Source organism: Pseudoalteromonas sp. LC2018020214 (assembly GCF_016598755.1).
Taxonomy (GTDB): domain Bacteria; phylum Pseudomonadota; class Gammaproteobacteria; order Enterobacterales; family Alteromonadaceae; genus Pseudoalteromonas; species Pseudoalteromonas distincta.
In genome coordinates this window covers 722,041-747,287 of sequence record NZ_CP066805.1, presented here as the reverse complement: position 1 = coordinate 747,287, position 25,247 = coordinate 722,041, and the positions used below count along the sequence as shown (strand labels likewise).

Here is a 25,247-nt window from a genome sequence, read left to right as displayed (position 1 = left end):
TTTTTAGCGTATGCGGCGTTGAATGTGCTTACAGCCACAATGTAAATAATTACTAATGCCAAGCAATATTAAAGAGGGGGCGCCAAATAGCTAAGTTATTAGCTATGTTTTAATGCATAGGTTGGTAAATTGACTTTATAGCCGCCTCGTTTTTGGTAATTAACTGATTAACAGTCGCCACGTCATCAAGTGTTAGCGACTCCTTGCTTAGCATAAAGTGCACATTGTTAACGTTAATCGGTGTAATAGTTTTTACCTGCGAAATTGAGGAGTGTTTTTTTACAAAGTACTGCGCAACTACGGAGTCTTCAATAACATAGTCGATTCGTTTTTTATCTAACATGCTAAATCGATTATTTGCTTGAGCAGTAAGCACGACCTGTTTTGAATATTTGGTTTTGAGTTGTTCAAGCTCATCACCAAAAAAGCTTCCTCGGTTAATACCTGCTGTAAAATCTTGACTAAAAAGATCAGCCAAGCTGGTTACATCAGCCGAATCTTTATGTTTATAAAGCAGCATTATTTCTTCGCGATAAGGCAAACTAAAGTGCGCATATTGAGCGCGTTGCTCTGTATAACTTGCCGCGTAGGTTATATCTACCCGACCATTTTTAAGCTCAGCTTGAACACGCGAAAAACTAGGGAAATAAGTCCATTTAATACAAAATTTTGAATCTTTAAAAATAGCCCTAACAGCATCCACTTCTGTGCCTAAAAATGTATCACCTTGTTTTACAAGATAAGGCGGCCAATTAGTTTCGTTAGTGCCCATTACCAATGTTTTAGTGCACGCAAGGGCGTTAAACTGAGTAAATAGCAGCGTTGTAAACGCTAAAAATAAAGTTTTCATTACGCTCCTACTATTCAAACAGCGCTTTTAGTGCTGTTTTGTTTTTATTTATGTGCTCATTAATTATTGCAAGCTCAGTAACCGACACCGTTTGTTTGCTAAACATTAAATAAATATCGTCTTTATTTACATGCTCAATATTGGTTACTAATTTGATATTTGAACCTTTTTTGCCAAAATAAGCCCCCACTAACTCGTCTTCAATAGCAAAATCAATACGTTGTTTATTAAGCATTTCAAAGCGTTTACTGGTTGCACTGGTGTATTCAATCTGCTTTTTATATTTAGTTTTATATTGCTCAAACTCCTCGCCGTAATAGCTTCCAAAGTTAGCGCCAACAATAAAGCCTTGTTTAAAAATGTCTTCGAGGTTTTTAACGCTATGCTGATTATTTTTGTTTTCGTATAAGCGCATAACCTCAGTTCGGTAGTTATCACTAAAGTGCACATATTTAGCGCGCTCGTCTGTATAACTTGCAGCCCACCCTAAATCAATACGGCCGTATTTAAGCTCAATAAAAGCCCGCTTAGAATTTGGCAGTAACTTAACTTCAAAACAAAAAGGGGAGTCAGCAAATATAATGTTCAGTGCATCAACCTCCGAGCCTTGCAGCTTACCGTTAATGCCCATTACATAAGGCGGCCAAAAAGCATCGTGCGATGCCACGCTAAAGGTTCTTTCACAAGCAAATACATTAAATGGAGCCGTAAACAGCAAACATAAAAATACGGTAATTAATTTATTCATTACGCCTCATAGTTATTATTTTGCTCATTATTACAACAGTATAAACCAGCTTTTGTATTTTAGCGGCACGGGTTTGTGTGAATATGTAAAAACCATCCGTAATTATGAGAATGCCTAGTATGCAGGTGTTTATAGAAGGGCGCTTGTATTGCATTTTAAATTTTATACTGCGTATGTATCACTTAACATCAGTGCTTAATAACAATGGCGTATTAATTTAAAAATTTCTACTTATTAAGCCTATATTTAATGCGCCTGTTCCTGTAGATTAAACAAATAATGAATGCAGTATTAACAGTGTCTTAGCTGTTAAACGATTAGCCAAGGAGCGGTGAGTCTCGTGTCAAACACCACACTTACTTATTACAACCAAAATGCCAAAGCCTTTAGCGACTCAACACTTAACGTTGATATGTCGGCGCTTTATGCTGAGTTTTTACCGCACGTTGCACAACACGGGAGTATTTTAGATGCCGGTTGTGGCAGTGCGCGCGATGCCGCATTTTTCAAAGCGCAGGGTTTTACTGTAAGTGCGTTTGATGCAAGCCCAGAGCTGGCAGAGTTGGCAAGCAGTTACTTACAACAACCTGTAGCGGTTAAAACATTCCAAGAGCTAAATTGTGTAAATCAATACGACGGGATTTGGTGCTGCGCTAGTTTATTACACGTTCCAAAAGCTGAGTTACCGCAGGTGTTTTTAAACCTACAAAATGCGCTTAAACCGAATGGCGTTTTGTATGTGTCGTTCAAATATGGCGATACAGAGCGTGTGCATAATGGTCGTGAATTTACCGATTTAAACGAAAATGCTCTAACGCATTTACTTAGCCATACGCAGTTAAAAGCTATTAAACAATGGCAAAGTGTTGATCAGCGCCCAGAGCGCGAAAGTGAAGTGTGGCTAAATGCGCTTATTAAAGTAGTGCACGTTTTATGATTGGAGCAATGCAGCAACAGCTCGACTTTATTGCTTATATTCAGCGCTTATTAGTTGAAGGTGATTTTAGCGCTACTTATAAGTTTGCGCTTTTACATGCACTGGCTGATATTAGTATCGAAAAACATCACGCCGATCCGCAAGCACAGTTACAAATAAAATTTGATGAATTAGTCGATAAATTCATTACTTTATATTGGCACCAAGCATCGCCATTTGGCGCAATTGGTAATAATAGAGAGCAACTACTTTTACAAAATACCAACTCTAATAAACAAGCCAAGATTATAACTACGCTTCATGATGCAAAATTAAATAATATTAATTCTATTAGCCAGCTAAAAAAGAGCCACGGTTGGAAAAATATACGCAGTTCAACACTAAAAACCATTAAAGACGGCCCGCTGTGGCTATTACAAAAATTAAATGGCAAAGAAGAGTGTTTCTTATATCCCCATATTAAAGGCCAATCATACATTACCTTAAATGAAGGTATTGCAGGCTGCTTTAGGCGTTTTTACGACCTAGTTGTTTATTTAGCAAAAAACGCATGGCTGCAAAAAATTCAAAGTATTAAGCATAACCAAGCCTTAATTGGCCCACAAAGCCAACTCCATGATTTTTTATTCGGCTTTGATCGCAATGCATTGAGTAAAGCCAAGCCTGTGTTAATAGAGCTGCAGCATGGCAATTGTTTTTATTGCCAAAAACCATTGAACAGTAAAACCGAGGTCGATCACTTTATACCGTTTGCCCGCTACGCAAATGATTTAGGTCATAACTTTGTGGCAGCACATAGCACCTGTAATAACAGTAAAAGTGACTTTTTAGCTGCGCAACTTCACCGCGAACGCTGGCAAGAACAAAATTTGGTGATTAATAGCCAGCATTTAACAAGTGAACTTAGTGATTACTTCAATTGCGATTCAGATAAGTCACTTTCGGTTAGTGATTGGGCGTATCAGGTTGCACAGGCCAACAGTGCAAAGTTATGGGTAGCTAAAGGCAGTTTTGAAAAAGCAGCTGGTTTTAAATATCAGCAACCAAGTGCTGGGCTGGATTTAGTAGCGGAAGAAAAGCCAAGGTATGACGTGTAAGGCAGAATTTGTAGTTCGTGCTGTAGGCGGGAGTTTATCTCGTGCTTTAACTTGTAGGCGCAGAGCTTGCTCGCGCGAAAAGCGAAGCTTTTAAATTTCGGCGTAATTAATATGTAGGTGCGATTTTACATCGGGCTCATAAATTGTTTTTTTGCGTGGGATTTAAGGGATTTAAAAACCTCTATTCGAGGTTATATCGCGTTGGCGATGGCAACCAAAGGGCGGCTGCCGCCGACCGCCCTTTGGAATCCTACGGCGCACCCGAGGATCACACTGTATCTTCAACTTACGTTAATGATGTGAACGTAACCAGCGTAGATAGGCCATCCGTGGCCAAGCTATGCTTTGTACAGCATCCATGCTGTAAATTACTCATCATTAACTAAGTTTCAGGTGTGATCACGGGGAGTTGGCGTGTGTTGGTAGATTGGTGTTTATAAGTGCAGGCGGGAGTTTATCTCGCGCTTTTGGGTTGTAGGCGCAGAGCTTGCTCGCGCGAAAAGCGAAGCTTTTAAACTTCGATGTAATTAATGTGTAGGTGCGATTTTATATCGCGCTCATAAATTGGTGTTTTGATGTGGGTTTAAAGGTTTAAAAACCTCTATTCGAGGTTATATCGCGTTGGCGATGGCAACCAAAGGGCGGCTGCCGCCGACCGCCCTTTGGAATCCCACGGCGCACCCGAGGATCACACTTTATCTTCAACTTACGTGAATGATGTGAACGTAACCAGCGTAGATAGGCCATCCATGGCCAAGCTACGCTTTGTACAGCATCCATGCTGTAAATTACTCATCATTAACTAAGTTTCAGGCGTGATCACGGGGAATTGGTGTGTGTTGGTAGATTGGGGTTTATGAATGTAGGCGGGAGTTTATGAACTGGTGCAAGTTATGAATAGAAAAAAAATGCTAGAAATAAATTTTGATGATTCTGAACTTACGGAAATGCATCCAGATGAAATATTAAATCTAATTACAAATAATAAAGAGCTCCTATTAAGGATACCAATTCCGCTTTGTTACACAATGATGGATGTTGCTTATTCCTATTTAGATGCATCGTACGTATTAGAAACCTTTGCAAAAAGCTTTGGGGCCAAAAATTACTACACTGAATCATCTAATAGTGGGAGGGCAAGCTTTTACTACAATATTATCCTGAGGAATTTTTGTAGTGAAAAGTTGCATCCATATATTATCGAGTTTTTGTGTATTTTAAGTGATAACGAATATATAGATGAAGATGAGAAACTTTTCTATTATGGAAACAGGAACGAATTTGAAGCTACACTAGGTGACATCCAGTTATATTTTCCAGAGGTTATCGATCTTTACTTTGCTAATGTAATAAACGGCGCTAATAATGAATCTGGTTTGGAATTTTTTTCTGAATTTTCAATCTCAAACCCTGAACAAAAATACGGCTATTGGATCGGAGCATCTTATTTAAATAAAAAGGATAAAGTTCTTTATTCTCAAAGTTGTTGGATAGCTTCCAATAATATTGAACTATCTGAATTATTTAATGGAAATTCTTTGAATCATGGTGTTTCCATTATCCCGGCTAACCTTTTAGTGATTAATTCTCAAGGGATGGTTATTTCTGAAAATGGTGCAATTCAAATAGCTATGGGGGAAGTTATACAGGGTATTGCATGTATTCATGAACTTTATCCTAATAAAGATGATTACACTTACCATCATCTAGATAGCTTTAATGGTTCATTTTTTTCAAAAAGTGAACACTCAGATGACATAGAGCTATCAAACTTTTGGCAAGAAAATGCTGAATTTGAGCTTTACGTATCAGAGTTTGAGGAATTTGTAATATTTAAAACTAAAGAAGCAAGTTTAGTACTCTTTAATATAAATAAGCCAACTCATTTAAAATCCCAATCGTTTCTCGATGCGATGTTAACGATAGGGGCCTCTTTTGAAGATGGGGTACTTTCAAGTCCTGAGATACAGTTAAATTGGGATTTGCTTGATGATGAGCTTTTTGAACAGTTATGTTGTGACATTATTTACCAAAATTCTAAGTATGATAATACAACAATTAGAAAAATGGGGAAGTCTCGTTCTCGAGATGGAGGAAGGGATATTGAAGTCTACTCAAAAAAGTTACCTAACCATGAGCCTAAAAAGTTTATATTTCAATGTAAGCTTATAAAGTCGAAAAGTTCGCTTAATACTTCGAATATAGGGTCAGTATCTGATGTGATAGATCAATTTGGCCCCAAAGGATATGGTGTAATGTGTAATCGTGTTATAGATTCAACACTTTACGACAGGCTTGATGGAATAAAAAACACCCGTGATCTTGAAATAGATACTTGGGATAGCGTGAAAATTGAGCGTTTTATAGCTAGGCGGCCTCATTTGAGAGAGCGCTATTTTAAAGTTTAACAAGAATAACTTAACTACATGGAAGCTGTATGTCGAATACTTATTATGTATATTCGCTAAAAGATCCAAGAACAAAGCCTGCAAAGGTTTTTTATATTGGAAAAGGTACAGGCAGTCGAGCGACAGATCATCTTAAGAAAATAGACGAAACTAGAAAAGGGAAGTTTATTCAAGAAATTTTAGATTCGGGCTATTCTCCGGTAGTAGCTAAAATTGTAGAGCAGCTGACTGAAGAACAGGCTTTTCAAATTGAGCTCGAATTAATTTCAAGCTTTGGCACTGTTGATACAGGTGGTACTTTGTACAACAGTGTTATACCAAAGTCGATTAGGCGAAAGGTAGATAATGAAATTACGGTGCCAAGCGGTGCATTAGAAAAAGCTCAACTAGGTTTAAAGTTACTCAAAGATTCTATTTCTTTGTTATCAGAAGAGAACCCCAATGGAATAACAAACTCAGATTGCGCACATTATTTAGGCCTTCAGTCAGATAATGAAGGCAAGCAGCAAGATTATCTAACGTATAGTGTTCTAGGGCTTCTAATAAAAGAAGGTACACTGGAAAGTTATAGATTAGGTAATAAAAGAAAATATAAGAAAGTTTGAGATAAAATATAACTCAAATAACTAGGAGTAATTTAATATGGACACGAATGAGCCTATTATACAACCATTCAGAGCTAATGCTCACTTGTTAAAACTGCTCGGTGATGAGCTAATTGGGGATGATAGATTAGCTGTATTTGAGCTTGTAAAAAATTCTTATGATGCTAATGCTTTAAGTGTTGATGTTACGCTTAATTTAGAAGTGAAATCACCGAACATTGTAATCTGGGACCACAAAGGTTTCGGTATGACAAAGGAAGATATTTTAAATAAATGGATGGAAGTAGGCACTAATAGCAAAAGAAACGATAATAAAGTTAGAACTCCAGAATTAAATCGTCTTCCTCTCGGTGAAAAAGGTGTCGGTCGCCTTGCTGTTCATAAGCTTGGAAAAAAGTTGACGATTAACACTCGCTCCAAAAACTCAGTTGAGTATAAGATTCAAATAGATTGGCCTAGTTTAATAAGTAAGGCTGAATATATTGAAGATACAAGAGTCACTATTACTCCGCTGGATGAACCCGAATATTTTGTAACAGAGACTGGTACTCGTATCGAAATTGGTGAGTTAAATAATATTCATTGGACGCGCGGTGATTTAAGAAGATTAAAACGCCTTCTAACAAGCCTAATTTCACCGTTTAAAACTGTATCTGATTTTAATGTAAATTTGTCGGTCCCAGGAAGAGAAAAAGACATAGCGGATCTGCTAGAAGCCAAAGATATACTAGATAAAGCACTTTGGACATACGATTTTACTATCGATGAGTCAGGAAATTTTTCTTCAAGCTACAAGTTCAACCCTCCCCAAACATTTAAAGAGCTAGCTTCCTCAAGCAAAAATGATGATGATTCTCGATTGGAGCTTGTAGCACCTACTAAAGAAGAAGAATTAGCTAGAGATAAGGAGATTCGTGAGTCATTACTATTAAATCCTGAAGATATACAAAAAATAGGTCCAATATCTGGAACTTTTTATATTTTTATGAAAACTCCTGCTATTTTGGCTGCTGTTGGCTCGCCTCAATTGATTAAAGATTATTTGAAAGAACAGTCTGGAGTTCGTGTTTATAGAGACGGCATCAGAGTATTCAATTATGGGGAAGGCAAAGATGATTGGCTTGGGCTTAATGCTGGAAGGATAAATATGCCTGGTCAGAAAATTGATACGGGTATGGTCATCGGTGGTGTTGACTTGGATTTAGAGTTAAGTGAAGGTTTGAAAGAGAAAACTAATAGAGAAGGGTTTGATGAAAATGACACATACAAACGCTTTAGATGGATAATTGCAAGCATAGTAGAAGACTTCCAATTAAAACATAGGAAAGACCGCGAAGCACTTGATCTCTATTTAAAAGGTAACATGAAAGATGCTTCACCTGCTACGACTAGATTTGCTGAAAGTATCACTGATATTAAAAATACTCTAAAAAAACATAATCTTGAAGATGAAATTGGTAGTAAAGTCAGGCAAATTGAATCTGATTATCTACAAATGCGCGAAGTAACACTCAGCTCAGGTATTGCTGGAATAAACCTAGCAGTAATTTTCCATGAGGTTGAGCGTGGAGTCGATGATCTTAACACCTCGATACGCCAGTCTGATGATCACGCTACGCTATTAAAACGTGCTGAACATTTAGCTGAATTATTAGAAGGCTTTGCTCCTTTATTGAGAAGGAACGAGCAAAAAACATTTAACATTAAAGCTTTAACTCAAAAAATTATAAACTTAAATACTCATCGTTTTGAGCATCATAAAGTGACAGTTTCTTGCCCTATAAATAGCGAGGAGTCTGATTCATTTGAAGTAACAGCGCCATTTGGACTATTACAGGCCACCCTTACAAACCTTATCGATAATGCTATTCATTGGACTAGTTTAAAGTCAGAAAAAGAAGGTAAAAACTACATTCCAGCAATAAGAATTGATAGTTTACCTAATTGGTTCAAAGAAGGGCCTGCGATTGTTGTTATGGATAATGGACCAGGCTTTAGTCTTACGCCTGAAGAAGCGATTCAACCTTTTAAAACTTCTCGACCCGGAGGGATGGGAGTCGGTCTTTATTATTCAGATAAAGTGATGGAAAGTATTGGGGGAAGGCTTCAAATATGTGAGCCCGAGGATTTAGAGCTACCGGAATCATTTCAGGGAGCTGCAGTAGTAATGATTTTTAACCAAGGAAAGTAGAATGATCTGTTTGCCAAGCATAGTTTTAATTGATGACACTAAAGAGGATCTAGATGAAATTCAAAGTAGTCTAGTTCAAGCTGGATATCCATGCTTTCCAATCCACTATAAGAAAGATGAACCTGATAATATATCGGGGATTGATCATGTGAAAATAGAAATGATCAACCCTCGCGTTATTATTACAGATTTAAATTTACAAGAATTACAAGTTGACGCAGTAAAACTTGTAGGCCCAATCGTTGAAGTTCTTAAAAAGCTGGTTACTGAAGGGCCGTATTTACTTTACTTTTGGTCTAAGAATGCAAGTACTGTAGAAAGAGTAATGGAGTTGATATCTGATCGGTATTCAGACCTTAATTTTCCGCTATCTTGGGGGGTTCTTGATAAAACTGAATTTAAGTTTAAAACACAAGAACTAACGGATAAAGTAGCCAAATTATTCTCAGAAAACCCTATGTTTAATGCATTATTCAGTTGGGAAAATAGAGTTTCAGTTGCAGCTCAAAATACTGTTGATTCACTCTTTAAGTTAGCAAAACCAGCAGAAATTAATGGTATTACTCAATTCCAATCTGAAACAACTACAAATCTCCAAAAAATGTTAGCAGTTATTGGGAACGAAACTATTGGTGTTAAGAATGCAAAAGAGGAGCCCGAAGTAGCGATTGAATTAGGGCTCGAACCTGTTCTTTACGATCATATACAAGCTAATTATGAAAATATTGATCGTGCTACCTGGCTAGATGCTGCTGAAGGAATTGGAGCAAGACTTAGTGCTGAAAAAAGTGTGAAAGCTTCTTTGAACTCTTTTTATCATGTCGAAGAATTGGGAGATGATTCCCCAAAAAATAAAAGAGGTAGTTGGATCGAGCTTAATCATGATTATTTTGGCGACACAAAAAATAATGCAAAGATTCAGCAAAACTTAGGGAGAAATATTAAAACACTAATAAATGAAGAGTTCTTGGATAGTGACCAAGGAACAAAGCTTACGAGAGCTGATGCACACGAAGCCACTAAGTTGGGATTTCTTGAGTTATCAGCTGAATGTGATCAAGCTCAACGGAAAACAAAGCTTAATAAATATTTTTTATCAGCAATGATTCCTTTGGAATTCGAAAAGTTCACTAAATTTAGAAAGGATGCCAGTGATACGAAACATGCAGGGATATACAGGGTTCCCAATGTTATGATTAATGGAAAAGAATATATCATCAAAGTTAGCTTTCTCTATCAAGTAGGGAGTATACCAGATGTGAGTAAGTGGCTTGGAAAGCCAGTATTCAGACTAAAAAATCAAATTTTATCTGATATTAGTTTTAAAGCCTCTCAGCATGCAACTCGGCCCGGAATCATTCGTTTCGATTAATTAAATTAATTAAAACCTTGCCAATCTGCTGTGCTAAATACGGTGGCACAGCATTTCCTACCTGCACATACTGATTTGTTCTAGTTCCCTCAAAAATATAGTTGTCGGGAAAAGTTTGTAAACGTGCCGCTTCGCGCACACTTAAACTTCTACATTGTTGCGGATCGTAATGTACGAAGTAGTGACCATCCTTTGAAATATGACTCGTAACGGTAGTCGCATATTTATTGGCAACTTGCACTCTAAAACGGTCAGCGTGTGTTCCTGTATCCCAATTTGCATGGGCTGGAGCTAATTCTTTAGGGAAGTGACGTGATTTAGGCGATGAACCCTCTATCTGTGCATAAGCGGCACAGTATGCGTAGCGTAGTAAATCATCGACCATGTGTCCTCTGGTTTCATGGTTTAGTACTACGTTTAAGTTAGGGTCTATATACCAAGCTTTTAGTGGCTCTGGCATAGTTCGAGGTTTATCGCTTAATTCAGTCTCTATTCTAGACAAACCGGTTTTTGGCTTAAGGCTTAAAGATTTGGTAGATTCTGAGTCAAATTGTTTTTTCAGAATTCGCTTTAATTTAGCAGCATTTTCAGTAACAGCTGTTTCCCAATCTTTTGCATTATCCTTTTGCTTAGAAAAACCACTGCGTAAATTAGGTAAATCACCAATAGCCTGTTCTACAGTAACTTGGTGTTCGCATAGTTTTAGTGTTTCCGGGGTTGCTTTAATATCCTCACGTACACCAAGTAAAATCACACGATGCCTAGCTTGAGGTATCCCGTATTGCTCACAACGAATTAGGAAATCAGCAGAGTCTTTGTATTGTGGGTTTTCCGGGTTTTCGGCATCAACGACTAATGAATAGATTTTATATTTTGGAATCTTTTTATGTTTTGTTACTGAGCCAGGGCTGCGCAAATCTTCTACTATTTGTGGAAACATTACTTGGCCATTTACTTTTGCCGTAAGTATTCCTCTTACATTTTCCATCACAAAAATATCAGGCTTCGCTAGACAGATTACTTCTAAGTATTCTTTATATAAAAAATGGCGAGTATCTTCTTCTGCAACGTAACTTTTATTACCAGCATTTCTAGAACGTCCTGCAAGTGAATAAGCTTGGCATGGAGGTCCACCAATTAGTACTTTTGGCCCTTTATGCTCTTTTACAAGCTCTTTAATACGCTTGTGAATAAGCTTATTATCTTTGCCAAGCTCTTTAGCGCTATTGAGAGTTTCTTGATTGGCTTTTGTTGCAATATCGGGGTGAAGTTCAAACAACTCATCACGTGTAATTTCTCCATGCAGATAATTATAGTAATTATCTAATGGCTGAGACTTTGTTTTGAGTGAGCGAAAGAAAGCACGAGTAGTAAGAGTTTTATGGGCATGGAAATCTTTTTCAACAGAAATACCTATTTGAAAAGGCGATTTACCATCTGAGGTTTGGGCTGCTGAAATCCCTTCGCCAAGACCACCCGGGCCTGCGAATAAATCTATAACAAGAATTTCACCGTTTTCCATAACTTTACTACTAAATAATTTAATGACATAGGATGATACCAGGCTTATACATGGTCTTAAAGTTTTAAATAGTAGCACTACTACTAATAGAACAAATTAGCAGCACTAATCTAAATTTAAAGGCATTAGCCAAGGTATTCTCCCCGTGATCACACCCGAAATTAAATTAATGATGAGTAATTAACAGCATGGATGCTGTTAAAAGCGTAGCTTGGCCAAGGATGGCCTATCTAAGCTGGTTACGTTCATATCATTAATTTAAATTGAGGAATTAGTGTGATCCTCGGGGCGCCGAGAGATTCCAAAGAGAAGTCGGCGGTTACTTCTCTTTGGTTGCCATCGCCAATGCGATATTTGTAAATTATTTTAAAAGCTTCGCTTTTCGCGCGAGCAAGCTGGGCGCCTACAGCAAATTTTAAGGCCGCTGCTAAGATAACTCCCCCTTCAACTTCACCTGCAAACACATAATTAATGAGTAATTACCTCGCATGGATTCGAGGAAAGCGATGCTTGCACATGGATGTGCTTTCATCGCGTTTACGTTCATTTTAATTTAGTGTTTAAAGATAAGTGAAATTGAGGGGCACCGTGGGGTTCCAAGGGGCGGTCGGCGGTATCCGCCCCTTGGTTGCCGCCAACAATTAGGAAATAATCGAATAAAGCTTGAAAGTTAGATGAAAAGGTTAAGCTTTTTTGTTATCTGCCTCTACTTCTAGTGATGCTCTCTGTTCAGCAATCTCATTAGCATCAATTAAAATTACTTTAAAAAATTCTAATTTATCTATTGTTTTTAATATGACTATAACACCGCCATATAAACCGAATAAAAAGGCAAGTGCATATATATAAATTGTACTCCCCTCATTTTTATCAAAAAAATTACTAAATGCGAAATATAAGGTTATGCAATAGGGAATAATCCCTAGCTTTTCTATTGCACCAACTAAAAAACCTATTCTTCCTTTCGTTCTTTCAATATCGTAATTAAGTCTTCTAATTGATTGAGATAGTTCATAGCTCTGAAATGTTGAAAATTTATTTACAAGGCTTGCATGCAAGCTTATATCGTTCATTATTGGTTTAAAGAAGTCATGGCTGGGGTTTTTTAAGGCGATAAAAGTATTCATCATAAGTGTTATAAAAAGATAAATTACAGGGGTGATGAAAAATATCATTGCAGTATAAGGGTAAATATTTTCTGAAATGACAGAATAATCAATACTTGAAACAGAGGGGAATACTGCAAATATTATAAAGTAGAGGACTAAAAATTTAGCTAAAAAAGATTTCCAGCTCTTAATATTTAAACTACCGAAGAAGTTGCTCTTCAGGTGATTTTGCGATTTTAAAACATCTTCTAATTCATTAAATACTTTTTGCATGTATACAACTCCCTAGTTTGTAGTAGCTAGCTTAATGAAAATGGGTACAATAACAAGTGTTAATCAGTAAGTTACTAGTAATTAAGTACAAACGTGTGAGTTAAGTGTTAGCCGAGAGAGCAATCAAATGACGATGCTACGATATTTTCGACTTCACCTGCAAACACATAATTAATGAGTAATTACCTCGCGTGGGTTCGAGGAAAGCGATGCTTGCACATGGATGTGCGTTCATCGCGTTTACGTTCATATTAATTTAGTGTTTAAAGATAAGTGAAATTGAGGGGCGCCGTGTGATTCCAAAGAGAAGTCGGCGGTTACTTCTCTTTGGTTGCCATCGCCAACGCGATATAAGTAAATTATTTTAAAAGCTACGCTTTTCGCGCGAGCAAGCTGAGCGCCTACAGGTGTTTGGGTGAGCTTTGTAGCGTGAGTTTGAATAATGCGACATGTACCTGTTTTTAAGGTATAAAGTAAACATTATGATTATAGGAACTCATCATGGATGATTTATTAAACCAAGGTTTAAGCCTTTTATTTGTTATCGGTAGTGTTTATGTGTTAATTGGCGTTTTATTTTATAGGGTATGGTCTCACCAAAAAAATGCCAAGTTGCCAATAGACCGGAATAAATTAAAACGGGTTGCGGCGCAAACACTCAATGAGCAAGTGAATGAAAAAATAATCAGTATTATGGGATTTTTCTTCTTCGCCGTTTTAATCATTACAATGCCATTTGCTATAAAAGGCATTTCTGAAATGGTCGCAAGGGGTAAACCTAATTACATATTTATTATTCCAACGACGATATGTTTATTTTATATTGTTCGAAAGCTCTGGGTAGCAGCCAATCAATTAATAAAGCTAAAACTAGGACGTGATGCAGAATTAGCAGTTGCTTCAGAGCTTATAGAATTACAGTCACACGGTTATCAGGTATTTCATGATATACAAGCAGATGGTTTTAATATTGACCATTTAGTTGTTGGGCCAAATGGGATATTTGCTATTGAAACCAAAGGCAGACATAAACGAATAAAAGACGATACAAATTACAAAGTTAAATTTGAGAATAATCATTTAGCATTTCCTTCTTGGTTTGAAAGCAAGCCATTAGAGCAAGCTCAAAATCAAGCTAATTGGGTGAATAAATGGCTTTATGAATCAACCGGTTTTAATACTCCGGTTTTACCTGTTTTATGCTTTCCTGGTTGGTTTGTGGAACTAAAGCAGAGACCAATCTTTCCAATCGTTTCTCATAAACAAATAGTTAAAACGATCCTTTCAATGCGACAAGTTAGCTTAAATCAAGAGCAGCAGCGTGCTATTTGCTATCAAGTGGTGCAGCGAGCCTTAAACGATAGTAAGGCAATTTAAAAGCTTCGCTTTTCGCGCGAGCAAGCTGGGCGCCTACAGGTGTTTAGCTTGGCCTTATTTAAAAGCCAAAGCGCGATATGAAATCGCACCTACGGTTTTGTTGAGAGTGGTGTTTAAATTATTGTAGGTGAGGTTTTATACCTCGCTTAAAAATGGATTGTTTTTACCACAGGAAAGTGAATTACTGTTCAATGTAGCGCTTAAAAGTAATGAGGCAATTAACCATGCTATTCGCCTCATTGCATGAGGCAAATAAATAACATAGACTGGAGCTAATTACCTTTAGGACTAAAGACTATGTGGATATGGCAACAGCAAAACTGGCCAAACTTTACGTGGGATGCTGCAGCGCTTGCTCCTTTACTAAGGGAGCTTTCATATAATCAAGGTTTATTAGTAGGGCGTATGGGCGCGCAAAGTGCTCAACAAAAGCAGCAGGCCCTTGATACCTTACTTGCAAATATTATTCACTCCAGTGCGATTGAGGGTGAAAAGCTTAATGCATTTTCGGTTCGCTCTTCTCTTGCTAAAAAGCTCAATATTAATGAGCAACCTTACCCAACAACTGTGCAAAGCGATAATCTTGCAGAGATTATGCTTGATGCAATAAATAACACAGACTCACCGCTTAATTTAGAGCGAGTGCTTAATTGGCATCGCTTATTGTTTGCAGGTGAGCAAAGCTTATTTACTAAAATTGAGGGCGGGCAATTGCGTGGTGACGAGCCAATGCAAGTGGTGTCGGGGCGCTTAGATAAACCGGTATTACATTTTACGGCGCCTCCTAAAGAGCGATTAAATAAAGAGCTTTCGCTATTCTTTAACTGGTTTAACAAAACGCAAAACGATCCTCAAATAGACCCTTTTATTCGGGCAGCTATTGCACACTTATGGTTTGTAACAATACATCCACTTGAGGATGGTAATGGGCGTATTACACGCCTTATAACCGACCTGGCATTAGCGCAAGAACATGCTGAGTCAATTCGGTTTTACGCTATGTCGGTGGCTATTTTAGAAGACAGAAAAAGCTACTACGAGGTGCTTGAAGCCACTCAACGTGGAGATCTTTGTATTACAAAGTGGGTTAAATGGTTTTTATGTACGCTTAATAATGCGATACACCATACGCTTAATAATATTGAGCAAACAATTTTTAAAACCAATTACTGGGCAAGTAAAGATCAAACAAAGCTAGGTGAGCAGCAAGTAAAAGTGCTTAATAAGTTACTTGATGGCCAATTTGAACAGGGTATTAGTGCGAGTCAGTATCAAAAGGTAGCTAAGGTTAGCCGTGCAACCGCAACACGCCATTTATCGGACTTGCAAACGCTTGGATTTTTAACAAAAACCGCCGCAGGTGGGCGTAGTACACGTTACAAAATTGCCTAATGAGGCAATTACACATATTATTCGCCTCGTTGAGTGAGGCGAATAGGTATTTGAACTGTTGTAGGTGAGGTTTTATACCTCGCGGGTGTTTTTATAAGAGCAAAGCGCGATGTAAAATCGCACCTACGGGTTTGTTCAGTGCAGTGGTTTAATTATTGTAGGTGAGGTTTTATCTATGAATCTTTGTTTAGCTCTGTAATCGCTTTAATACTAAATGCGTGCATAGTTGTGTAGTGTTGCTTTTTAATGATTGTTTTAACGATACTTTGGTCAATATTTAAGTAATCGTGAACAAGAGCATTTCGTAAGCCTATAATTTTACGCCATGACAGTAGTTCTGCCTCGCTCAAAAAGCCTAAATTAGTAAGTTCGCTAAATGTTTGATAGGCGTTGCTACTGGTACTACTTTTGTGCTGCTTTAGCCAATGCTTTGATAAACCAATACACACCTCGGTCATTAACTGTAGTAATCGCTCTGCAGCTCGGTAGTCTCTACTATTAAGTGAATCGATTTGACTGAGTTCGTCGAGTTCTTGCATATATTCGTCAATATGGCGTGTTACTTCACTTAAATAAAGTGTAATTCCGGTATCAGTCATGTTTACTCGCTATGGTTTCAAATTCGAACTGGCTATATATACGCTGCTGCTCTTTCATCGCTCTAACACTATTATTGCTTATAATTATTTTTCCATATTCAATAACGTTGAAAGCTAAATAACTTGGAATAATATTTATATCAACAATCGAAATAAGTTGTTCGTTAAGATTAAGTGCATTACTTATTTCAAGCTCAAGCTCTTTTGGCCTAAGGCGCTTATCGAACGATTCCAGATCAAAGTTTTTAAATGCTATGGCTAAGTCAATGTCACTATGAGGCTGAGCTGTCCCTTTTGCATGGGAGCCATATAGCCAAACTACATCAATGTCGGTGTTTTGATGTAAATACTCAATTATTTTTTGTATAACTTCATTTGCCACGAAAAAGTAACCATTGATAAAAACAGTAATAATAACCTATCAGTTTTATAGTGAACATTAAAACTGATATTTGTTTTATTTAATTTAAAAGCTTCGCTTTTCGCGCGAGCAAGCTGTGCGTCTACAGGTGTTTAGGCGGGCTTTGTGGTGTTTGAATTATTGTAGGTGAGGTTTTATACCTCGCATGGTGTTTTTTATAATGCCAAAGCGCGATGTAAAATCGCACCTACGGGTTTGTTCCGTGCAGTGGTTTAATTGTTGTAGGTGAGGTTTTATACCTCGCGGGTGTTTTTATAAAGCCAAAGCGCGATGTAAAATCGCACCTACGGGTTTGTTGAGTGTGGTGTTTGAGTTGTTGTAGGTGAGGTTTTATACCTCGCGGGGGTTTTTATAAAGCGAAAGCGCGATGTAAAATCGCACCTACAATTTAAAAGCTTCGCTTTTCGCGCGAGCAAGCTGAGCGCCTACAGGTGTTTAGGCGGGCTTTGTAGCGTTGATTGGGAGTTATGAGCCGTTACTAAAGAGCTAAGCGCGATGTAAAATCGCACCTACGGGTTTGTTGATTGTGGTGTTTGAATTATTGTAGGTGAGGTTTTATACCTCGCATGGTGTTTTTATAAAGCCAAAGCGCGATGTAAATTCCAGCCTACAATTTAAAAGCTTCGGTTTCCTCTTATTCCAACCGCGTTACTTTCACTTTTATTTTTCCGGCATTAGCGCCATAAAAGCGGCTTAAGTCGTTTGCAAATGGGCAAAACTCGCCAGATTTATCCATTTTAATATCGGCGCCGTTGGCTATTTCAAAAAGGTGGTCGTCGTTTTTATTTATAGCACCAATGAGTGAAAACCATTGTGCGCGAGGGAATCGTCTAAATGGTTCAAGCACAGCCATGGGGATTTCTTTTACGCCAAGTTGTACGTTATCGCGGTTCCAGCCTAATGGCGTGCACTTTATGCCATCGTCAAACCAGTATTGATTTGGGTATGGGGTAAAGCGATACGTAGCGCCTTGCTCTAGCATAAGGCCGGTTGCGTTGTATTGCTCAGAGGCAAATACCATTACATCTTGGCTTTGGTTAATGCTCAGCACATTCATGTTTTGATTAGCCAGTTCTATATGTTGGCTTAAACCAATAAAGCTAAGTGTGGTGTTGTCGTTGTAGCTAATTTTGTAATGCAGTTTTTTTAGCGATTCTGGGCGGTAACTGGTTAGCTTATTAATGCGTTCGGCTACGCTGAAGTGCACTAAAGGCTCAAGGTTGCTGGCTTCGTCATCAATTAATACATAGCACTGCCTATCTACTAATTTAAAAAATGGGTTAAACCAAAAGTAATTTTGTTGATGGCTTAATGCGAGCGGATCGGGCGTTACGGTTACGTCATCTTGTGCTACTAAGTTGCTATCGGGGAGTAGGGTTTCGTAATCTATATCGTGGCTAGTGAGTAACGATATATTAAGCGGTTGTTCTATTAACCACTCAAGTGCGTAGCGCAAGCAAATATCGGCTAGGCCATCGCGGTAGTAACCGCCGCCAATGTCTGAATGCGCTCCTGCAAACCATAGCTCGGTAATATTGCTTTGATGGTTCATGAGTGTGGGTTCAAACGCACGGCGTTTTTCATCAAGGGCTACGCAGTGCAGCGCGTGAGTAATGTTGTTGGCAATGGTGTGGTTTTCAAAAATAACGTGCTCTGCGCCACGTGTGGCTTTACTTACTTTTGATAAGCCAATAGAGGCGACGGTATCAAACACACATACGTAAACATTATCAGCAATTAAAGGCTCTAGGATTTTGGCAAAACGCCTAGCAAGTGCACCGCCTCGGCTAAAACCCGTTAGCAGTATGGTATCGCCTATTAGGTAGTGAGCTTTAAAGTCGCTTAATGCTTGATTTAAAATACTGGCTACGTCGTCACCACGAGGTGCAAGGGTTTGGTTTAAAATGCGTTTAAGGCGGCTGCCTTTAGTGCCAATACCTTGATAATAAAAACTGAGTTGGTTAGCAAAAGGAGTAATGGGGGAGTCTTCTAATTTACCGCCAAGCAGTAAATGCAATTTTAGAATGTTGGTAATATTAGAGTCTTCTTTAAAATGCTCTGAGCTAAATTGCTCTGCATCACGGGGCTCGTTTCCTGTGCCGTCAAAGTTAAAAATTAGCGTTTTACCCGTCATAACCCAATTTCCTTAGTTGTTTTAAATACTCTACACAGACAATGTTAAATATTAAAGACAATATTTTGGTTAGTAACAAATACGCCAACTAATTTGTTGGCGTATTAAAAGTGCGGGTTATAGGTTATTAAAAGTATAGTGATTTAGCTGCGTGCCCTCTGCGGGTTTTAATGCGGGGTTTAACTTAATTAATTGCTCGTAAACCTCAGGATAAAACGTTTTTAATCGTGCTGCGCGAGAAAGGTGATTCGGTTCAATTTTTTCAACAAGCTGTAAGGCTAAAGGAATCATTGGGCTTAACTCCCCTTTGGTGTAGCTTTGCTCAAGCGCTAAGTCGAGTATATCTACGCCTAATTTTTCTGAATCAGCGGGTATTTTATTGTCAATTAGAAATTGTACTACCTCGACAGAAGACGATGCAGCTTGTACATAAACGTCGCGCCCATACGTATCGGTAATCGAAAAATCAAAACCAGCTTGTTTAAGCTTTTGCCATTGACTAAGAGGAAAACGACTTAATCTTGCTAAATCACTCGGTGGCTTAGGTTCAACTCGGCTTTGCCAGATCGCTATAAAGTCATGAGGCTCTAATAGTAGGAATGAAAAAAGTGTATCGGTTTCTGTTTGAGTTAATGGTGTACTAAGGCTGTACTCATAAGCTTTTTGGTAATCTTTTTTAGACAAATATTGGCTGAACGCGTTATGACTTCTATCGTTTGAAAGCTGATTGCTTAGTATACTCCACCAGTAATTAACTAATACGGGGTCTTGTTCTTGTAAAACATATTCGAAGTTATTACCTTGCTCTTTTTTTACCTCTAGCACCGTATTATATGCTCGCATAGTAGAGTGTAATTGTTCAGTAGCGCTTAGCTGCTGCTGTAATAGTTCACAGTTTTGTCTTTTATTATCTAGATCTTCCTTTTGTTGCTTCAAATCTACTAAAAAACGTGCAACATCAGAATTATCGGGCTCACTCACTTGGGGCAATGTGGCGTTGTCTATTTTACCAATAGGGTTAAAGTAAGCATATTGCTCAGGGTTTTCCTGGCCATTAATATAGGCGCCTTGCTGGTAAATAAAATCACTTACAAAAGAAACTCCTTTGCTATTTAGAGCGTCACTAGCATTGCGGCTATGAGCTTTATAGCCCTGCTCTGTAAGGTAGTTTAACATTTGAGTATGCTTTGCATCTAAGGGGGCTAGCGTTAAGTTACCACTTTTAGGCAGGCTTACTATTGCAACGTCTAAACCCGTAAATAAGCCTGGCTGATTGGTTGGTGTTACGCCTAGTTGCTGCAGTGCTTTTACAAGCGGTAAATTAAACTGGCTTACGGCAATATCAGCCATGTTATATAAAACAGAATTTTCTTCGTACAGCGGCATAGCATCCAGTGCCGGTACCTGCTTCATAAGCGCAAAAATATACTCATTAGGAATGTTGTTTTTAATCGCAGTAGCTACTTCATTTACTGTAAATTGATTAGATGAAATTGCCTGCTCAAACTCTTTTGGCGTAAATTTATTTGCATTAAGCACAAACAATGTAGCCGGAGAAATAACCTCACTGCCTTCAAGTTTAATAAACGTTTTAGAATAAGTGGTAAATGTATCTGTGTTGTTTAATAAAGCATAAAGGGTTTCTTTTTGTACATTTTCATCAAGGGGTACACTCAGAGTAAGTCCTGGAGGGCTATGCTTATTATCTCCAAGCTGTTGAATCATTTCTTTTACTTTATCATTGGTAAAGCCTTTAATTGCCTCAATGCCTTGCCAATTAGCTAATTCGTTTAAAGAGCTAGTAATATTAAGCTGCTGTTTTTGCTCAGCCACTATGGCATCTCTTAAAAAGGCAATGTATTGACGCTTATTGATTTCTGATAGGTTTGCATACTTTAAAATCGTAGGGACCGACGTCCCTTTTTTAAGCTCACTCACAAAAAATGAAACAAGCGATTGGTTTAAATTATTTATTTTTATATGTTGTTGCTGTGATTGATCTCTGCAAAGGCGAATATCTTTTTTTAGATCTGTGACTATTCGTAGCGGGGTGCCTTCTGCAGGCTGCTTTTTATTAACTAAGTTAGGCTCAGTGGCATTTGGTGCAGCCACGTTGGGCTGCTCTACAGCGGCTGTGTTAGGCTGGTTTTTAAATAGATATACTGCCAAAGCCGCTATAATTATAAGTCCGAGAAGTAGCTTTTTCATAACCGCCAATCCTTTGATGTTATTAAAATATTCTCACATCGTACTACTTTAGGTACGCAAAGTGCAAAAAAGCTTTAAGAGATAATACTTATTAACTCTTAAAGCTTTTTTGTGGTTTTGTGAGCGTACTTAATTTATTAGTGCAACTTCATTTTAGGGCGCACTACACGCAGCACTTTTTCGCTTATCCATAATGCAAAGGTTTTTGCGCTACCGTGTATGGCGCGTTGGTGCATACGGTATAAAGATATATACATAAAGCGGGCAATTTTACCTTCAATAAAAAAGGTATTGCTGGTTAGGTTGCCCATTAAATTACCTACAGTGCTGTAGCTTGATAAGTTAACAAGTGAGCCATGGTCGCTGTATTTAAAGCCGCGCAGTGGTTGCTGCTTTAGCGTTGCGATTAGATTTTTTTCGACGCACTGCGCCATTTGATGCGCCGATTGTGCGCGTGGTGGTACTTGCTTGCCGTCGGCTTGGGTAAATGCGCAGCAATCGCCTAATACAAAAATGCTTTCGTCTACGGTGCTTTGTAAAAACTCGTTTACTTGAATTTGGTTGCTACGCGTCAGCTCAAAAATACCTAAGTCTTTAATAAAATCAGGTGCTTTTACGCCTGCTGCCCACACCATAATATCGGCATCAATGTGTTCTTCGTCTTTGGTGATAAAGCCTTGTGCGGTGCCTTCTTTTACTTGTGTTTGCTCGCGCACGTTTACGCCAAGTTTTAATAGCTCACGTTTAGCACTTACGGCAATACGCTCTGGTAATGCTGGTAAAATACGTGGTCCGGCTTCTATTAAATGAATATGCAAACGCTTAGACGACATATTTGTTAAGCCATAAAGCTTTAATAGTTCAGACACATGGTAAAGCTCAGCTGAGAGCTCAACACCGGTAGCACCGCCGCCTACAATGGCAATATTAAGTGATTGCTGTTGGTTATCGTCTTGATGAAGGCGTGTAAAGCTATCTAGTAATGAATGCTGAAAGCGCTCTGCTTGTTGGTTTGAGTCTAAAAAGTAGCAGTGATCTTTTATACCTGGGGTATTAAAGTCGTTACTTACGCTGCCAATGGCAATTACTAGGTGGTCGTAGCGCACGGTGCGCTCGGGTAAAATTGTGTGGCCTAGCTCGTCTAAAAGTGGTGCAAGGGTAACTGTTTTATTGCTTTGATCTATATTGCAAAAAGTACCAAGTTGAAAGTTATAGTGGTGTTTTGCAGCATGGGCTGAATACACAACGCCATCTAAATCGGGGTCAATAGAGCCTGTCGCTACTTCGTGCAGTAACGGCTTCCATATGTGGGTACGGTTTTTGTCTATTAGTAGAATTTCAGCTTGTTTTTTCTTTCCTAATTTATGACCTAATTGCGTTGCGAGTTCTAATCCGCCAGCACCACCGCCAATAACGACGATTTTAGGTGTAGTAATATTCATAACGTTGCCCTCAAAAATAATATACCCAAGTGATCTGTATTTTTATTAGTTTTTTAAGATGACTTGGGTATCAATAAATTATTTTGGCAACAAGCAGTTACTACTCATTTTATAGTGCTCTATTTTGCGCTTAAATAAAGGTGATGTCAGCAAAAAATGCTGAATAAAGGCATATAAGTTATACTCACTTTCTTATAGTTTAGCTGTGCAGTTAAATTGCTGTTAAATACACCGAAAAGGACATTTATGACCACGCCACTAATTCAATCACTTGAGCAGCACTTTGGTTTTAGTCAATTTAGAACAGGGCAACAACAAACTATAGAGCAGCTTTTAAATGGTCAATCGTCGTTGGCTATATTTCCGACCGGCTCTGGTAAATCGTTGTGCTATCAATTAACTGCATTGCATTTACCAAATTTAACGTTAGTGGTTTCGCCTTTGCTTGCATTGATGAAAGATCAAATTAGCTTTTTAAATAGCAAAGGTATTTACGCGGCAAGCCTTGATTCTAGCCAAGATCAAATGCAAAGCAGCACCGTAATGAATGATGTGCGAAATGGTAAAATTAAAGTATTAATGGTGTCGGTTGAGCGCTTTAAAAACGAGCGTTTTAGAGAGTTTATAAGCCAGGTTAAGCTTTCGATGTTAGTGGTAGACGAAGCGCACTGTATATCTGAATGGGGCCATAACTTTAGACCCGACTACCTTAAACTGCCACGTTACCGCGAAGAGCTTAATATTCCTTTAGTATTGCTGCTTACGGCAACGGCGACTAAAAAAGTTAAACGCGATATGGCAGAGCGATTTGCTATATCGCCTGAGTGTATTGTGCAAACGGGCTTTTACCGCGCTAATTTAGATTTAAGTGTGTTGAGCGTTAAAACCGCCGATAAAAACACCGAGCTTACCAACATTGTGCGCGCGCAAAGTGGCCCTGGTATTGTGTATGTAACGCTACAGCAAAGCGCCGAGCAAGTTGCTAATGTGCTAAGTGCACAAGGTGTGCACGCGGTGGCGTATCATGCGGGGCTTGAAGATACGCTACGCTGGCAAATTCAAGATGACTTTATGGCGGGTAAAATTAACGTAGTGGTGGCAACCATAGCCTTTGGTATGGGTGTTGATAAGTCAGATATTCGTTTTGTTATACATTACGATTTACCAAAATCGATTGAAAACTATAGCCAAGAAATTGGCCGAGCAGGGCGCGATGGCAATCCATCAAACTGCTACACCCTTGCCAATTTGGATGGACTAAATACGGTTGAAAACTTTGTATATGGCGACACCCCTGAGCTTAGCGGTATTGAATACGTAATTAACGATATTCGCCAAAGCCACCAGCAATGGGAAATGCAAGAATACAGTCTTTCAAGCGAAAGTAATATTCGCCAACTGGCACTTAAAACCTTACTTGTACAGCTTGAAATGCAAGGCGCTATAACGCCGCAATATGCCTACTACGCTGATTTTAAGTACAAATTTTTGGTTGATAAAAACGAGCTACTAAGTCAGTTTGACGAGCAACGCCAAGCATTTTTAACACAAATATTTAGCCATACCGATTTTAAAAAAATATGGGGCACGCTAAATTTTGACTCCCTTACGCAAGCCGCGCAGGTTGATCGAAAACGCGTAGTGGCAGCCCTTGATTACCTAGCCGAAAAAAACCTAATAACGCTCGAAACCAAACGTATTACCCAAGTATACAAAGTGCATAGCGAGGTTATAAATAACCCAGAACTTGCCCAGCAACTACACGACTACTTTAGTGATAAAGAACAAGCCGAAATTAAACGTATTGCTGCACTGGTACGCTTTTTTGAGCTACAAAGTTGTTTAAGCTATAACTTAGCGCGCTATTTTGACGATCAAAATGCACCACAGCAATGTGGGCATTGTAGTGTGTGTAGAGGCCATGCGGTTAAGCTTGAATACTCTATAGAGCCTGCTTATATTGACGAGCAACTTATTTATCAAAAAGTGGATGAGTTTTTAGCGCATATGGCAGACAAGGGTAATCATAATGTGGGTATTGAAACCCAATGCCGCTTTTTAGCGGGGATGAGTGTGCCGTTATTTGCGCGTAATAAAGTGCGCCAACTGAGTGGTTTTGCGCTGTGCGAGCAAATGCGTTACAGCGATATAAAAGCAAAACTACTAGCGCGTTAAATTAGTTACTGTATCCTAGTGGCTTATTCAAAAAAGTAAGCCACTATGCCTCATATTGTTATTCCTGTTGAAAATATTTCTACTACCCCAGAGCCTGTTACGTGTGCTAACTGCCAAGCCTGTTGTTGCCAATTAGAAGTGCGCATAGTAACCGACACCGGCGTGCCTTTTAACTACATTGAATACGATAAATGGGGCAGCGAAGTAATGAAACGCGCTGACGACGGTTGGTGCCAAGCACTCGACCGCAATACGCTTATGTGCTCCATTTACGAAAACCGCCCATTAGTTTGCCGCGAGTTTGAAATGGCCTCAGACGAGTGTATTACTGAGCGCGATTTAGCGGGTATATAGTCCGCTATTATTAAAGTACATAAACAACAAAGG

Annotated in this window: 19 protein-coding genes; 10 read left to right on the top strand and 9 right to left on the bottom strand. The window is 38.6% G+C overall.

What is annotated here, in order from left to right:
- Positions 1-109: 109 nt before the first annotated feature.
- Both JG479_RS19690 and JG479_RS19685 read right to left on the bottom strand, forming a co-directional pair.
- Positions 110-850 (bottom strand): substrate-binding periplasmic protein, encoded by a 741-nt coding sequence (locus JG479_RS19690; RefSeq protein ID WP_002962095.1) that lies wholly within the window; start codon positions 848-850, stop codon positions 110-112.
- Between the two features lie 10 nt (positions 851-860).
- Entirely contained in the window at positions 861-1,598 is a 738-nt protein-coding gene (locus tag JG479_RS19685; protein ID WP_193227030.1) for a substrate-binding periplasmic protein, read from the bottom strand.
- A gap of 340 nt (positions 1,599-1,938) precedes the next feature.
- Between JG479_RS19685 and JG479_RS19680 the strand changes: the two genes are divergently transcribed.
- The 6 genes from JG479_RS19680 to JG479_RS19655 all read left to right on the top strand — a co-directional run bounded on the left by JG479_RS19680 (position 1,939) and on the right by JG479_RS19655 (position 10,208).
- The gene (locus JG479_RS19680) at positions 1,939-2,535 is read left to right on the top strand and encodes a class I SAM-dependent methyltransferase (RefSeq protein ID WP_200220505.1); all 597 of its coding nucleotides are present in this window, start codon (positions 1,939-1,941) and stop codon (positions 2,533-2,535) included.
- On the top strand, positions 2,532-3,632 hold the full coding sequence (locus JG479_RS19675; RefSeq protein ID WP_200220504.1) for an HNH endonuclease: 1,101 nt from the start codon (positions 2,532-2,534) through the stop codon (positions 3,630-3,632). The genes JG479_RS19680 and JG479_RS19675 overlap by 4 nt, the downstream gene beginning before the upstream one ends.
- An 893-nt stretch (positions 3,633-4,525) precedes the next feature.
- Positions 4,526-6,040, top strand: a complete 1,515-nt coding sequence (locus JG479_RS19670) for a hypothetical protein (protein ID WP_200220503.1) — start codon at positions 4,526-4,528, stop codon at positions 6,038-6,040.
- Positions 6,041-6,069: 29 nt separating this feature from the next.
- Positions 6,070-6,645, top strand: coding sequence for a GIY-YIG nuclease family protein (locus tag JG479_RS19665; RefSeq protein ID WP_149615034.1), 576 nt, complete (start codon positions 6,070-6,072; stop codon positions 6,643-6,645).
- Between the two features lie 37 nt (positions 6,646-6,682).
- Positions 6,683-8,836 carry an ATP-binding protein gene (locus tag JG479_RS19660; protein WP_149615035.1) on the top strand — a complete coding sequence of 718 codons (2,154 nt, stop codon included), beginning with the start codon at positions 6,683-6,685 and terminating at the stop codon, positions 8,834-8,836.
- A 1-nt stretch (position 8,837) separates the two neighbouring features.
- Positions 8,838-10,208 (top strand): hypothetical protein, encoded by a 1,371-nt coding sequence (locus JG479_RS19655; RefSeq protein ID WP_200220502.1) that lies wholly within the window; start codon positions 8,838-8,840, stop codon positions 10,206-10,208.
- Here JG479_RS19655 and JG479_RS19650 read toward each other — a convergent pair.
- Both JG479_RS19650 and JG479_RS19645 read right to left on the bottom strand, forming a co-directional pair.
- The gene (locus tag JG479_RS19650) at positions 10,192-11,730 is read right to left on the bottom strand and encodes a DNA cytosine methyltransferase (RefSeq protein ID WP_200220501.1); all 1,539 of its coding nucleotides are present in this window, start codon (positions 11,728-11,730) and stop codon (positions 10,192-10,194) included. The two genes, JG479_RS19655 and JG479_RS19650, sit on opposite strands and share 17 nt — an antisense overlap.
- 683 nt (positions 11,731-12,413) lie before the next feature.
- Entirely contained in the window at positions 12,414-13,112 is a 699-nt protein-coding gene (locus tag JG479_RS19645) for a hypothetical protein (RefSeq protein ID WP_200220500.1), read from the bottom strand.
- 501 nt (positions 13,113-13,613) lie between these two features.
- On the opposite strand from JG479_RS19645, the gene JG479_RS19640 reads away from it, so the two are divergent.
- Both JG479_RS19640 and JG479_RS19635 read left to right on the top strand, forming a co-directional pair.
- Complete coding sequence (locus JG479_RS19640) at positions 13,614-14,489, top strand: nuclease-related domain-containing protein (RefSeq protein ID WP_197116849.1); 876 nt, start codon at positions 13,614-13,616, stop codon at positions 14,487-14,489.
- Positions 14,490-14,786: 297 nt separating this feature from the next.
- Entirely contained in the window at positions 14,787-15,881 is a 1,095-nt protein-coding gene (locus JG479_RS19635; RefSeq protein WP_200220499.1) for a Fic family protein, read from the top strand.
- Positions 15,882-16,054: 173 nt separating this feature from the next.
- Here JG479_RS19635 and hepT read toward each other — a convergent pair whose 3' ends face one another.
- The 5 genes from hepT to JG479_RS19610 form a co-directional block, all read right to left on the bottom strand.
- On the bottom strand, positions 16,055-16,480 hold the full coding sequence (gene hepT, locus JG479_RS19630) for a type VII toxin-antitoxin system HepT family RNase toxin (protein WP_002962076.1): 426 nt from the start codon (positions 16,478-16,480) through the stop codon (positions 16,055-16,057).
- Positions 16,473-16,862, bottom strand: a complete 390-nt coding sequence (mntA, locus tag JG479_RS19625) for a type VII toxin-antitoxin system MntA family adenylyltransferase antitoxin (protein WP_002962075.1) — start codon at positions 16,860-16,862, stop codon at positions 16,473-16,475. The genes hepT and mntA overlap by 8 nt, the downstream gene beginning before the upstream one ends.
- A 673-nt stretch (positions 16,863-17,535) precedes the next feature.
- The gene (locus tag JG479_RS19620) at positions 17,536-19,035 is read right to left on the bottom strand and encodes a phospholipase effector Tle1 domain-containing protein (RefSeq protein WP_039488781.1); all 1,500 of its coding nucleotides are present in this window, start codon (positions 19,033-19,035) and stop codon (positions 17,536-17,538) included.
- A 117-nt stretch (positions 19,036-19,152) separates the two neighbouring features.
- Positions 19,153-21,243 (bottom strand): cupric reductase, encoded by a 2,091-nt coding sequence (locus JG479_RS19615; RefSeq protein WP_200220498.1) that lies wholly within the window; start codon positions 21,241-21,243, stop codon positions 19,153-19,155.
- A gap of 137 nt (positions 21,244-21,380) precedes the next feature.
- Entirely contained in the window at positions 21,381-22,685 is a 1,305-nt protein-coding gene (locus tag JG479_RS19610) for an NAD(P)/FAD-dependent oxidoreductase (RefSeq protein ID WP_002962796.1), read from the bottom strand.
- Between the two features lie 246 nt (positions 22,686-22,931).
- Between JG479_RS19610 and JG479_RS19605 the strand changes: the two genes are divergently transcribed.
- Complete coding sequence (locus JG479_RS19605) at positions 22,932-24,860, top strand: RecQ family ATP-dependent DNA helicase (protein WP_200220497.1); 1,929 nt, start codon at positions 22,932-22,934, stop codon at positions 24,858-24,860.
- A gap of 45 nt (positions 24,861-24,905) precedes the next feature.
- Positions 24,906-25,214: a YkgJ family cysteine cluster protein gene (locus tag JG479_RS19600; RefSeq protein WP_002962790.1), complete on the top strand. Its 309-nt coding sequence runs from the start codon at positions 24,906-24,908 to the stop codon at positions 25,212-25,214.
- Positions 25,215-25,247: the final 33 nt, after the last annotated feature.